The organism is Pseudomonas sp. GW821-FHT02H09, assembly GCF_059421425.1.
The window spans coordinates 252,705-265,580 of record NZ_JBWKVA010000004.1 but is presented as its reverse complement, the minus strand read 5'-3'; the positions used below and the strand labels follow the sequence as shown (position 1 = coordinate 265,580).

Annotated in this window: 7 protein-coding genes; 3 read left to right on the top strand and 4 right to left on the bottom strand. The window is 61.1% G+C overall.

Features of this window, described 5'->3' with window-relative positions; genetic code table 11:
• Window positions 1–80: 80 nt before the first annotated feature.
• Genes AC07VR_RS07370 through AC07VR_RS07360 form a run of 3 tightly spaced genes read left to right on the top strand, consistent with a single transcriptional unit; the run spans window position 81 to window position 3,397 of the window.
• Complete coding sequence (locus tag AC07VR_RS07370; protein WP_495010870.1) at window positions 81–2,228, top strand: FUSC family protein; 2,148 nt, start codon at window positions 81–83, stop codon at window positions 2,226–2,228.
• Window positions 2,218–2,418, top strand: coding sequence for a DUF1656 domain-containing protein (locus AC07VR_RS07365; protein ID WP_494995315.1), 201 nt, complete (start codon window positions 2,218–2,220; stop codon window positions 2,416–2,418). Before AC07VR_RS07370 ends, AC07VR_RS07365 begins: the two co-directional genes overlap by 11 nt.
• Before the next feature lie 4 nt (window positions 2,419–2,422).
• On the top strand, window positions 2,423–3,397 hold the full coding sequence (locus tag AC07VR_RS07360) for an HlyD family secretion protein (RefSeq protein WP_495010869.1): 975 nt from the start codon (window positions 2,423–2,425) through the stop codon (window positions 3,395–3,397).
• A gap of 218 nt (window positions 3,398–3,615) precedes the next feature.
• On the opposite strand, the gene AC07VR_RS07355 is transcribed toward AC07VR_RS07360, so the two are convergent.
• From AC07VR_RS07355 to mdeB, 4 genes are all read right to left on the bottom strand, one after another.
• Window positions 3,616–5,040 carry an efflux transporter outer membrane subunit gene (locus AC07VR_RS07355; protein ID WP_495010868.1) on the bottom strand — a complete coding sequence of 475 codons (1,425 nt, stop codon included), beginning with the start codon at window positions 5,038–5,040 and terminating at the stop codon, window positions 3,616–3,618.
• A complete protein-coding gene (locus tag AC07VR_RS07350) occupies window positions 5,037–8,216 on the bottom strand; it encodes an efflux RND transporter permease subunit (RefSeq protein WP_495010867.1) in 3,180 nt (1,059 codons plus the stop codon). The genes AC07VR_RS07355 and AC07VR_RS07350 overlap by 4 nt, the downstream gene beginning before the upstream one ends.
• A 15-nt stretch (window positions 8,217–8,231) precedes the next feature.
• Window positions 8,232–9,488 (bottom strand): multidrug efflux RND transporter periplasmic adaptor subunit MexE, encoded by a 1,257-nt coding sequence (gene mexE / locus AC07VR_RS07345; protein WP_495010866.1) that lies wholly within the window; start codon window positions 9,486–9,488, stop codon window positions 8,232–8,234.
• Between the two features lie 685 nt (window positions 9,489–10,173).
• The gene (gene mdeB / locus AC07VR_RS07340; RefSeq protein WP_495010865.1) at window positions 10,174–12,864 is read right to left on the bottom strand and encodes an alpha-ketoglutarate dehydrogenase; all 2,691 of its coding nucleotides are present in this window, start codon (window positions 12,862–12,864) and stop codon (window positions 10,174–10,176) included.
• Between the last annotated feature and the right edge of the window lie 12 nt (window positions 12,865–12,876).

Sequence of the window (12,876 nt, the reverse complement as noted above, 5' to 3'; positions counted from 1 at the left end):
CGAGTTTGCCTGGAACTTGTGTCGACACTGAAACCTGTCGAGGCACCGAAGCAGTGACTACGCTTGCTGGAGATGACTCGATGAGTGTTCCCATGCAACCGCTACTTCAGTACTTCAAGGCGATACTCAACCCCGGGCAAGGGGTGCTGTTGTTCGCCCTGAGAACCATCGCGGCCGGGCTATTGACGCTGTATCTGGCCTTCTTGTTCGACCTCGACCAGCCCAAGTGGTCGATCATGGCGGTGGTCATCGTCAGCCAGCCACTGGGCGGCATGGCCCTGGCCCGCAGTTTCGGCCAGGTCATCGGCACCACCCTGGGTGCGGTCGTGGCGGTGTTGATCATGGCGATCTTTCCCCAGGCGCCGCTGCCTTTCATCACCACCCTGGCCTTGTGGCTGGCGCTGTGTACCGCCGGCGGCACCTTGTTGCGCTACACCAGTTCCCAGGCGTTTGTTTTGAGCGGATACACGGCAGTGGTTGTTGCACTGCTGGCGGTGCCTGATCAGGACGGCACGTTCCTGCTGGCCGTCACCCGCGTGACCGAGACACTCTTGGCGGTTGCCTGCGTGTGCGTTGTCAGCCTTCTTACGGCGCGACCGGAAGCCGTGGCCCGGGATTACTTCGCCAAGATCGATCAAGTGATCAAGCTGCTCGCGACCCACGCTGCTGCCGTCATTCGAACCGAAGAAAGCGAAGCCGATTTCCACCGGCGCCAGATGCAGCTGCTAGGCGCGATCAGCGCCCTGGAAGGCGTACGTCGGCATTTGTATTTCGATGCGCCACGTTTGCGCAGCGCCAATGGGCTGGTGCAGTTGCTGGGTAATCAGCTGGTGCTGCTGACCTCGCGGTTGACGGCTTTGCGCCACCAGCGGGAGCTGCTTGCCGAGCGCTGGGAAGGCGCGTTGCCGGAGGAGATACAGCGTTTGCGCGCCGAAGAGCTGGCCTTTCTCGATGAATTGGCCCAGCAGGGACGCTCGTTATCAGCCGAGGCTCGCCATCATTTCTCGGCGCTGCAACAGCGCTTCGATGACCAGGCCTACAAGGCCGAACAACTCACCGAGACGATGCCTGCCACGCTACGCTCACTAGCCTGGGCTCTGCGCTGGGAGCAGGCGCGGATGCTGGAGCAGCTCGGCCAGATTCTCGAACTGAGCGACGCGATCCAGGACGGGCGTGAAGCCAGTTGCGTGTTTCGCGGCCAGGACAATCCGCTGCATCTGGACTTCACCCTGGCGGCGATGAACGCGATCCGGGCATTTACCGCGTTGCTGGTGGCCGGCCTGATCTGGATCGAGACCGCTTGGGACGGAGCTCGTGGCGGGATGATCGTGCTGGGGATTCTCTGTTCGCTGATGGCGACTTTTCCGCGACCGTATCTGGCCAGTCAAAGCTTTGCCAGGGGGCTGGGTCTGGCTTTGGTGGTGTCGGCGCTGTATCAGTTCATGCTGGTACCGATGATCAGTGACTTCGAATTACTCGCCTTGTTGTTCGCCCCATTGCTGTATGCCGTCGCGGTAGGGCTGGCCAGTCCACCAACCACTGGCACAGGCATTGGGCTTGGACTGACGACGATGCTGTTGCTGGGCCCACAAAACGTGGGAATCGGCCAAAATACGGCCATTCTGTGGTTCGAGTTTGCCGCTGCGTATACCTGCGCAGCCACGCTTGCGCTCAGTGTCTACGCCTTGATCTTTCCGTTCAGGCCCGTTTTGCGGATGCGCCGGCTGTTCAAAGAAAACTGCGAGCAGGTCTACGCTTTGCTGAAGACACCGGCCACCGATGAGCAGCAATTTGCGTTTGAAAGCCGCATGGTCGATCGTCTGACCATGATGTTGGGATTATTACCGGCCACCCACGACAAGCAGTCCAGCGAGCTGTTCGAAGTCAGCCTCGGGTGCATGGCACTGGGTGTGGCGTTGAACCAGCTAAGGCAACAGGGACGAAGCAACACGCTGCTGAGCACTGAACAACAAAACCGTCTGCTGGCTGCAGTCCGTGAGACTGGACGATTGGTCGCCGGACGGCCAGGGATTGACCTTGAGCAATTGCTCGGAAACCTGCGGGTCCTGGGCGACGAAATGGACGACTTGCATTTAGACGTTCATGAACACCTGTGGTCGGTCTTCAGGATGCGCGTGGCGCTGCTGATTGTGGTGTCGTTTCTGGAGCGACATCGCAAACACTTTCAACCCGTAGACATGGAAGGAGTTCCGGCCCTTGCCCATTGATCTGGAAGTGGGTGGCGTCTACTTGCCGCCAATCGCCCAGGCGCTGCTGCTGGCCTTTCCGGTTTTCCTGCTGCTGGACTGGATCCTGCGCCGCTTCGGTGTGCTGCGGTTCGTCTGGCATGAAGCCTTGTTCGAAGGCGCGTTGTACGCCTGCGTTTGCGCAACGCTGATTCTGGTGATGGGAGCTTGATGCGTTGAAGAAGATCCTTGCCCGACTCGTGACGGTGGCGGTGGTTTTGCTGGCCTTTGTTCTTGGCTGGTTTGCCTGGGAGCATTACACCCGCGCGCCCTGGACGCGGGATGCACGGGTACGTGCCGATGTGGTGACCTTGTCCGCCGATGTCTCGGGGCGCATCGTCGGCCTGGGCGTCCAGGACAACCAGCATGTGGACAAAGGCCAGCTGCTGTTGGAGATCGACCCGGCGCGCTACGTCCTGGCGGTCGAGCATGCCAAGCGCTCGGTGGAGGTGGCGAAAGCCACCCTGGGTCAATCCGAAGCAACGATTGTTGCCAGTGAAGCGCTGCTCAGCCAGCGTCAGAGTGAAGAGCGCCGACGGCGCACCCTCAAGCAGCGCTTCGCGATCTCCGGCGAAGAGTGGGAAAAATCCAGCACGGAAGTGGCGGTGGCGCAGGCTGAGTTGCTGCGCAACCAGGCCAACCTGGGGTTGGCTCAGGCCAACGTGCAACTGGCAATCGCCGCATTGACCCAGGCTGAACTGGATTTGCAGCGCACCCGGGTCGAAGCGCCTGTCAGTGGTTACGTCACCAACCTGCTGACCCGCCAAGGCGACTATGCCGCCGCCGGTGGCGCGCTGTTGGCGCTGGTGGACAGTGACTCGTTTTATGTCAGCGGCTACTTCGAAGAAACCAAACTGCCGCGAATCGAGGAGGGCGACCGCGTCAGGATCGAATTGATGAGCGGCGAAACCTTTGGCGGCACCGTGCAAAGCATTGCCTTCGCCATCGCCGACCGGGAGAACTTGCCCGGCGGTCGCTTGCTGGCCAACATCAACCCCAGTTATACCTGGGTCAAACTGGCGCAACGGGTGCCGGTGCGGATACAGATCGATCCTGACTATGCCGGTAAACATCGGCTCAGAGCCGGTACCACCGCCACCGTCACGGTGCTTGAAACCAATGTGGTTCCTGGGTCAGAACGCGGTCCGTAGCAGCTGCCGAAGGCTGCGTTCGATCGTTCCCACGCTCTGCGTGGGAATGCCGCCCTGGACGCTCCGCGTCCATGTGACGCAGAGCGTCACCGGGATGCGTTACCACGCAGGAGCGTGGGAACGATCATCTATGGAAAACCCCAAAAAAAAGCCCCGCGACCGAATGAGGCGCGGGGCTGAAAAATGGCTGGTTGCGGCCAACCAAAGAAGTGTTTGAATCAGTTGCTACTGGCAACCGTCTCTGGCTGCCAGCCGCCGCCGAGGGCTTTGTAGATGGCGACGATGCCGCGGTACAGATCGACTTCGGCCTGGGCCTGGGAATCTTCGGCAGCCAGACGTTCGCGTTGCGCGTCGAGCAACACGAGGAAGTCCGCAGTGCCTTCGCGGTAGCGAATTTCCGCCAGGTCGGCAGCAGCGCGGCTTGATTCACTCTGACGAATCAACGAAATCAGGCGCTGCTGACGTTTGCCGTAATCACTGAAGGCATTTTCCGATTCTTCCAGTGCCAACAGCACTTGTTGCTCATAGGTCGCCAGCGCGCCTTCGGCTTGAGCATTGGCACCGCGCAAGCGAGCCCGCACACTGCCCAGGTCGAACGCTGCCCAAGTGATGCTTGGGCCCAGCGCCCAGGCGTTGGCGGCCGAAGAACCGATCTGCGAGCCACGTCCGGCAGTGAAACCGAGGAAACCGCTCAAGCTGACCTTGGGAAACAAGTCGGCCTTGGCCACACCGATTCGCGCCGTCGCTGCCGCCAGTTTGCGCTCGGCGCTGAGGATGTCTGGACGGCGTTGCAGCAACTCACCCGGATCGCCAATCGGCAATGCCTTGGCAATCGCCGGCAGATTCGCCGGGCTGAGGTCCACGCTCAATTTGTCCGGGCGCTCACCGAGCAGGGTGGCGATGCGATTACGCTCGCGCACTTGCTCGGCTTGCAATTGCGGCACGCTGGCTTCGACCGCCGCGAGGCGGGCATCGGCACGCACCACATCGAGCTGGTCACCGACACCGACGTCACGCAGGCTTTCGGTGATTTTGCGCGAGTCCTGCTGGTTCTTCAGGTTGGCCAGCGCGATCTTTTCCCGCAGTTGCGCGCCGCGCAGTTGCCCGTAGGCATCCACCAACTCGGCAATCATGGTGACTTGCAGTTGGTAGAGATCGGCGGCGGCCACTTGGGTGTCGGCATCGCTGGCTTCCAGATTGCGCTGGATACGTCCGAACAAGTCCAGCTCCCAGGCCATGTCCAGGCCCAGATCGTAGCGTTCGGTGTGCACGCGCTTTTCAGTGATGCCAGGTTGCTGAGCCGTGCCTAGATTACTGCTGGCGCGGCTGGTGATGGTCGGCATGGCGTCATCGCTGACGTCATCGCGGATCGCTCGAGCCGCTTTCAAGCGGGCAAAGGCCACACGCAACTCACGGTTGCCCTGCAAGGATCGAGTCACCAACTGGTTGAGGGTCGGATCGTCGAACTGTTGCCACCAGATGCCTTCGAAACGCGCGCGGTCGAAGTTCTTCTGACCGGCAGCGCCATCGGTGGCGGCCGTGATGTTGGCCGGCTCCGTGGCAGGGGTCTTATAGTCCGGGCCCACGGCACAGGCGCTCAAGGCTAGTACCAGCAAGCTCGGCAAGAAGGCTTTCAGGCTCATTGTTGCTCCTCCAGTTTCAGGGCCTTGGCCGCTTTGCGTGTTTCGCCGCGCTCCACATAACGGCGAATCAATACGTAGAACACCGGTGTCAGCAACAGACCGAAGAAGGTCACCCCGAGCATCCCGGAGAACACCGCCACACCCATGGCGTGACGCATTTCCGCACCGGCACCGCTGGAGTAGACCAATGGCACCACACCCATGATGAAGGCAAACGAGGTCATCAGGATCGGCCGCAGACGCAGACGGCAGGCTTCCAGTACCGCACTGAGCGGGTCCAGTCCTTCCTCTTGCTTATCCTTGGCAAACTCGACGATCAGAATCGCGTTCTTACAGGCCAGTCCCACCAGTACGATCAAGCCGATCTGGGTGAAGATGTTGTTGTCGCCGCCCGAAGCAATCACACCGGTGATGGCCGAGAGCAGGGTCATCGGTACGATCAGGATCACCGCCAGTGGCAGGCTCCAGCTCTCGTATTGTGCGGCCAGTACCAGGAACGCCAGCAGCACGCAGAGCGGGAACACGAACAGCGCAGTGTTACCCGAGAGAATCTGCTGGTAGGTCAGGTCGGTCCATTCGTAGGTCATGCCGTTAGGCAATTCGTCCTTGAGCAGTTTCTCGATTGCTTTCTGGGCTTGGCCGGAGCTGTAGCCAGGGGCTGCGGCACCGTTGATTTCAGCGGTGATAAAGCCGTTGTAATGCATCACGCGGTCCGGGCCCGAGGTGTCGCTGACCTTGATGAAGGTTGCCAGCGGGATCATCTCGCCTTTGTTGTTGCGCACTTTCAACTGACCGATCTGCTCAGGCTCGAGGCGGAACTGTTGCTCGGCCTGAACGTTGACCTGATAGGTGCGGCCAAAGCGGTTGAAGTCGTTGGCATACAACGAGCCCAGGTAGATCTGCAGGGTGTCGAAGATGTCGCTGACGGCCACACCATGGGTCTTGGCTTTCTCCCGGTCGATGGCGGCATCGACCTGTGGCACGTTCACGGTATAGCTGGTGAACAGCCCGGCCAGTTCCGGCACGCTGCGGCTTTTGTTGATGATGTTCATGGTTTCTTTGAACAGCTCGTCATACCCCAGGTTGCCACGGTCTTCGATCTGCAGGCGGAAACCACCGATGGTGCCCAGGCCCTGTACTGGCGGCGGAGGGAAGATCGCCATGTAGGCTTCCTGAATGCCGGCGTACTGGCCGTTCAAGGCACCGGCAATGGCACCGGCCGATTGGCTCGGGTCCTTGCGCTGATCGAACGGTTTCAGGGTGACGAACACAATGCCGGCGTTAGGGCTGTTGGTGAAACCGTTGATCGACAGACCCGGGAAGGCCACTGCACTTTCCACGCCAGGCTGTTTCAGGGCCAGGTCGGACATGCGTTTGATCACATCCTCGGTACGGTCCAGGCTCGCTGCATCCGGCAGTTGGGCGAAGGCCACCAGGTATTGTTTGTCCTGGCCCGGCACGAAACCGGTCGGTGTGCTGGAGAAACCGAGGAACGTCAGCGCCATCAGGCCGGCGTACAGCAGCAGGGCGATACCGCTGCTGCGGATCACGCGGCTCACGGTGCCTACATAACCATGGCTGGCACGATCAAAGAAGCGGTTGAACGGACGGAACAGCCAGCCACCGAAGATCCCGTCGAGGACCTTCGAGAAGCGGTCCTTGGGCGCATCATGGCTTTTGAGCAATACCGCAGCCAATGCTGGCGACAGCGTCAGCGAGTTGAAGGCCGAGATCACCGTGGAGATCGCAATGGTCAACGCGAACTGCTTGTAGAACTGCCCGGTCAACCCGGAGATGAAGGCGGCCGGAATAAACACCGCACACAGTACCAGCGCGGTGGCGATGATCGGGCCGGTCACTTCACGCATGGCGCGCTTGGTCGCTTCGATCGGTGTCAGGCCCAGGCCGATGTTTCGTTCGACGTTTTCCACCACCACGATGGCGTCGTCAACGACGATACCGATGGCCAATACCAGTCCGAACAACGACAGCGCGTTCAGCGAGAAGCCAAACAGGTGCATCACCGCGAACGTACCGATCAGCGATACCGGCACTGCCACCAACGGAATGATCGAGGCGCGCCAGGTTTGCAGGAACAGGATCACTACCAGCACGACCAGAATCAGTGCTTCGAACAGCGTGTGCACCACTGCCTCGATAGAACCGCGAACGAAAATCGTCGGGTCATACACGATGCTGAAGTCCATGCCTTCAGGGAAGGTCTTCTTCAGCTCGGCCATTTTCGCCCGAACTTCGTTGGAGATCTCGATAGCGTTCGAACCCGGGCGCTGGAAGATCGGGATCGCCACGGCCGGTTGGTTGTTCAGCAAGGAACGCAAGGCGTATTGGCTCGAGCCCAACTCGACGCGAGCGATGTCTTTGAGGCGGGTGATTTCACCGTTTTCGCCGGAGCGAATAATGATGTTCTCGAACTCTTCCTCGGTGACCAGACGACCTTGGGTATTGACCGAGAGCTGGAACGCGGTGGCGTTCGGTGCTGGCGGCGCACCCAGGGCACCCGCGGCAACCTGACGGTTCTGTTCGCGAATCGCGTTGACCACATCGGTCGCGGTCAGGTTACGCGAAGCGGTCTTGTTCGGATCGAGCCAGACCCGCAGCGAGTAGTCGCCCATACCGAACAGCTGCACGTCACCCACACCGCCCAGACGCGCCAGCTCATCCTTGATGTTGAGCAGGGCGTAGTTGGACAGGTAGAGCATGTCGTAGCGTTTGTCCGGCGAAGTCAAGTGCACAACCATGGTCAGGTCGGGCGAGGCCTTGTCCACCGTGATGCCGATGCGGGTCACTTCTGCGGGCAGCTTGGGCTCGGAACGGGTGACGCGGTTCTGCACCTGCACCTGAGCGTTGTCCAGGTCGGTGCCCAGAGCAAAGGTGATGGTCAGGGTGATCTTGCCGTCAGCGGTGGACTGCGAGGACATGTACAGCATGTTCTCGACGCCGGTGATGGCCTGCTCCAAGGGAGCGGCCACGGTTTCACCGATGACTTTAGGGTTGGCACCCGGGAAGTTGGCGCGCACCACCACGGTCGGCGGTACCACTTCCGGGTATTCACTGATCGGTAACTGGAACAGCGAGATGGCGCCGGCGATCAGGATCAGCAGCGAAAGCACCGCTGCGAAGATCGGCCGTGAGATGAAGAATTGGGAAAAATTCATCGGAGTTGTCTCCCCTTAACCGCGTGGAGTCGCAGCGCTGGCCAGTTTCACCGCTACGCCAGTTGTGCTCTTGGCGGGCGCGACTTGGGGCAGGTTGCTGGCTTCCAGTGCTTGTCGTTGTTGCGCCAAAGCGGCGAGGGTTTCGTTGCTGGCCATGGGGATCACTTCAGGGGCGACCGGTGAACCCGGACGTACCCGCTGCAAGCCCTTGACGATGATGGTGTCGTCTTTGTTCAGGCCGCTGCGCACGATGCGCAAGCCTTCGATTTTCGGACCCAGCTCGACCGCGCGATAGGCCGACTTGTTGTCGGCATCCATTACCAGCACGAACTTCTTGCCCAGATCAGTACCGACTGCTTCGTCGTTGATCAGCACAGCGGAGTAGGTACCGCTGCCGACCAGTTTCAGGCGGGCATACAAGCCGGGGGTGAATTCGCCTTTGCTGTTGTCGAAGACGGCACGACCACGGATGGTGCCGGTTTTCGGATTGACCTGGTTGTCGACGAAGTTCATCTGACCCTGGTGCGGGTTGCCGTCCTCATTGGACAGGCCGAGGTAAACCGGGGTGGTTTGACCGCGTTGGCCCTGGCGGGCGAGTTGGGTGTATTTGAGGAATACACGTTCATCGGCGTCGAAGTAGGCATAAACCTTGTCAGTGGAAACCACGCTGGTCAGGGCCGTGGTGTCGGCGGTCACCAGGTTGCCGGCGGTGATTTGCGCACGGCTGACGCGCCCGCTGATGGGCGAGATCACGCGGGTGAAACTCAGGTTCAGCTTGGCGACGTCCAGTTGCGCTTGAATTGCCGCGACGCCGGCGCGGGCTTCTTGCGCGGCGCTGGTGCGCGAGTCAGCCAGTTCGGCGGAGATCGCGTTGCTGGTCCGCAGGCGCTCGCCACGCTGGGCTTCGTTTTCACTGCGGGTGGCATTGGCGCGGGCCTGGGCAACTTGAGCTTCGAGGCGGCGGACTTCAGCCTGGAACGGCCGAGGGTCGATCTGGAACAGCAGGTCGCCTTTCTTGACCAGTGCACCTTCGATAAAGGCTACTTCATCGATCTGGCCGGACACCCGAGGACGGATTTCCACGGTTTCCGGTGCTTCAAGGCGACCGGTGAATTCGTCCCACTCGTTGACCGGTTGTTCCAGCACCTTGGCCACGCTGACCTTGGCTGCTGGCATGCTGGCGGCAGTGTTTGGCGTCTTGCCGCAGGCGCTCATCACCAGCAAGGCCAGAACGGCCAAGGGGAAGCGCATATGTTTGAGTGACTGTTCCATGAGTGCATCCGCCAATGTATTGAGATGGGCGGATAATGCTCGGCGAGGTTGTATCGCACGAATCGAATGAAGCAAAGGTAACTATCATTCGGAATGATATGAGTTCGAAACGAGCCCTCTAGCATGAGGCTTTCGTTAGGCGGCTATCAATCTTTTTGACGACAATTCACTATTGCAGGGAATGCAAAAGACGAGGTATCGCCTCGTTCCTGTCGCTGGCAGGTTTTCCTCCCGCAGGTTCCTGTAAAGCCCGTAGCGGCATGGCTTGCAGGCGATTAATACCAATGTAGTGCAGCAAAGCTTCGGCCACTGCCGGTTCGGCAGTGACGAAGCCAACCCGCAGCGAGGGCGCCATGCTTTTAGAAATGCTGCCAATATAAATCACCGCTGCAGGTTGTCGAGGGCGGCCAGTGGTGGCTGGTTGTTCTGTATGTCTCGTCCTGAATAAGGTTTACACCTTCTGACCTATCTTCAGGACTAGTGGCCTGTGTGGCTAGTTCGTTAGCTCAAATTCGGATGCCGGCGGCCCAGAGCCAAGGCGCTGTGACGAGTCATAGCCCGCTATGGCGAGGAACAGCAACGCAGGATATGGGCTGCTGGCGCCGAAGTTGACTAACAGAACTAGCCACACAGGCCACTAGACACTACTCCTGTGGGTAACGATTCAAAGGGTGTTGCAGGTGATTCAGCGATCCCAGGGCGCGGTGCGCGAAGGGGCGGGTTTGTAGCGCTGGATCGCGTCGGCGAGTACGCCGGGGTCGAGGCCGTCATGGTCCACCAGACTTTTTAAACTGGCAATGACAATGCTGTGCTGATCCACCTCAAAGAATGCCCTGAGGTTTTGTCGATTATCGCTGCGGCCAAAACCGTCGGTGCCCAGGGTGGTGTAGGGCGCTTCGAGGTACTGGGCGATCAGTTGGGGCCAGGCGCGGATGTAGTCGGTGGCAGCGATGATTGGCCGCGTGCCGCCCAGGTATTTGTCCAGATGGCTGCTGCGCCGGGCGCTGGCGTCCAGCCGATTGTCCCGCTCGACCTCGCGGGCCTGACGCGCCAGTTCGCTGAAGCTGGTGGCGCTGAACACCTCGCTGTCGATGCCCCAGTCCCGGGCCAGAATCTCGCTGGCTGCGATCACCTCCCGCAGGATGGTTCCTGAGCCCACCAGCCGCAGGCGAATCCGCGACGGCTCGGCGCTGCTGCTCGAATACCGATACAGGCCACGCAGGATATCGGCATGCCGGGTTTCAGCGATCGACGGCTGGGGGTAGTTTTCGTTCATCACCGCCACGTAGTGGAACTCGTCGCACTGCTCTTCCAGCAGGCGTCGTGCAGCGTGGTCGAGGATCACCGCCAGTTCCCCGGCAAAACACGGATCCCAGGCGCGGCAGTTGGGCACCATCGACGCCATCACCAGGCTGGAACCGTCCTGGTGCTGCAAGCCTTCACCGCCGAGGGTGGTGCGGCCTGCGGTGGCCCCCAGCAAAATGCCCCGGGAGCGCTGATCGGCGGCAGCCCAGATCAAGTCGCCGACCCGCTGGAAACCAAACATCGAGTAGTAGATATACACTGGCAGCATCGGTTCGCCGTGCACCGAATAGGAGGTGGCCGCGGCCACCCAGGACGACAGGGCGCCGGCCTCGGTGATGCCTTCTTCGAGCAATTGGCCGTCCCGGGATTCGCGATAGGACAGGATCGAGCCACAGTCTTCCGGTTCATACAACTGCCCGAGGGGCGAATAAATACCGATTTGCCGAAACAGGCTGGCCATGCCAAAGGTGCGCGCCTCATCGGCCACGATGGGTACCACCCGTGGCCCCAGCTGCGGGGCTTTTAGCCAGGCCGTGAGCATGCGCACGGCGGCCATGGTGGTGGACATCTCCTTGCCCTCGCTGTTCAAGGCAAAACCGCCGGCGGCTTCCAGTGGCGGCACCGGGATTTTCGGCGCCTGGCTCTTGCGCGCTGGCAGTGGCCCGCCCAAGGCCTGGCGACGCGCGCGCAGGTAGTGCATTTCCGGGCTGTCTTCGGGCGGGCGATAGAAACGCAGTTGCTCCACGTCCTCGTCCGACAGCGGCAAATGGAAGCGGTCGCGGAAGGTCAGCAGGGCGGCGACATCGAGTTTTTTCGCCTGGTGCGCGGTCATCCGCGACTCACCGGCCGCGCCGATGCCAAAGCCTTTTTTGGTTTTCGCCAGGATCACCGTCGGGCGGCCCTTGCAGGCTTTGGCGGCGGCGAAGGCGGCATACAGTTTTCGAAAATCATGCCCCCCGCGTTTGAGGCCATTGATCTCTTCGGCGCTCATATGCTTCACCAGGCGCCGGACTTGCGGGTCCTTCTGGAAGAAGTGTTCCAGGTTATACGCGCCGTCATGGGCACCGAGGGTCTGGAATTGGCCGTCCGGGGTGGCCGCCAGGCGTTTGAGCAGCACGTTGTCGGTGTCGCGGGCGAACAGCGCATCCCACTCCGAGCCCCACAGCACTTTGATCACGTTCCAGCCGGCACCGGCGAACAGCGCTTCGAGTTCCTGGATGATCTGGCCGTTGCCGCGCACCGGGCCGTCGAGGCGTTGCAGGTTGCAGTTGACGATAAAGGTCAGGTTGTCCAGCTGCTCCCGGGCCGCCAGGGACAGGCCGGCGATGGACTCCGGTTCGTCCATCTCGCCGTCGCCAAACACGCCCCAGACGTGACGCCCGGCGGTCTGCACCAGGCCACGGTGCTGCAAATAGCGCATGAACCGCGCCTGATACACCGCACTGATGGGACCGATGCCCATGGAGCCGGTGGGGAACTGCCAGAAGTCCGGCATCAGCCACGGATGGGGGTAGGAGCACAGCCCCGGGCCGTTGATTTCCTGGCGGTAGTTGGCCAGTTGCTCTTCGCTCAGGCGACCTTCGAGAAAGGCCCGGGCGTACACTCCGGGCGCCGAGTGCGGCTGGAAAAACACCAGGTCGGCGTTGCGTTGTCCCGCGTCGCCATCACCGCGGAAAAAGTGCTGGAAGCCCACCTCGAAGATTTCCGCCGCCGAGGCGTAACTGGCGATATGCCCGCCCAGTTCTCCGTAGGCATGGTTGGCCCGGACCACCATGGCCAGGGCGTTCCAGCGCAGCAGACCGGTGATGCGCTCTTCCAGCAGCAAATCACCGGGGTAGGTGCCCTGTTGCTCCAGGGACAGGGTGTTGCGGTAGGCGGAAAACGCCTGGGCATCGCGACTGATGCCGTGCTCGCCAGCGTATTCCTCCAGGCGCTTGAGCAGGTAGCGGGCGCGCTCCGGGCCACAGGCGGCGAGGGTGGAGGCCAGGGCGTCGAGCCATTCCCGGGTTTCCTGCGGGTCCTGGTCCTGCGCACTGAGGTCGCCATCGTTGACGGGGTTATGTGTGACCATGTTCAACCTCCC

Excerpts from the sequence above, each read along its gene's own strand:
- AC07VR_RS07370 (WP_495010870.1), top strand. The coding sequence starts at position 81 with ATGAGTGTTCCCATGCAACCGCTACTTCAGTACTTCAAGGCGATACTC.
- AC07VR_RS07355 (WP_495010868.1), bottom strand. The coding sequence starts at position 5,040 with ATGAGCCTGAAAGCCTTCTTGCCGAGCTTGCTGGTACTAGCCTTGAGC.
- AC07VR_RS07350 (WP_495010867.1), bottom strand. The coding sequence starts at position 8,216 with ATGAATTTTTCCCAATTCTTCATCTCACGGCCGATCTTCGCAGCGGTG.
- mexE (WP_495010866.1), bottom strand. The coding sequence starts at position 9,488 with ATGGAACAGTCACTCAAACATATGCGCTTCCCCTTGGCCGTTCTGGCC.
- mdeB (WP_495010865.1), bottom strand. The coding sequence starts at position 12,864 with ATGGTCACACATAACCCCGTCAACGATGGCGACCTCAGTGCGCAGGAC.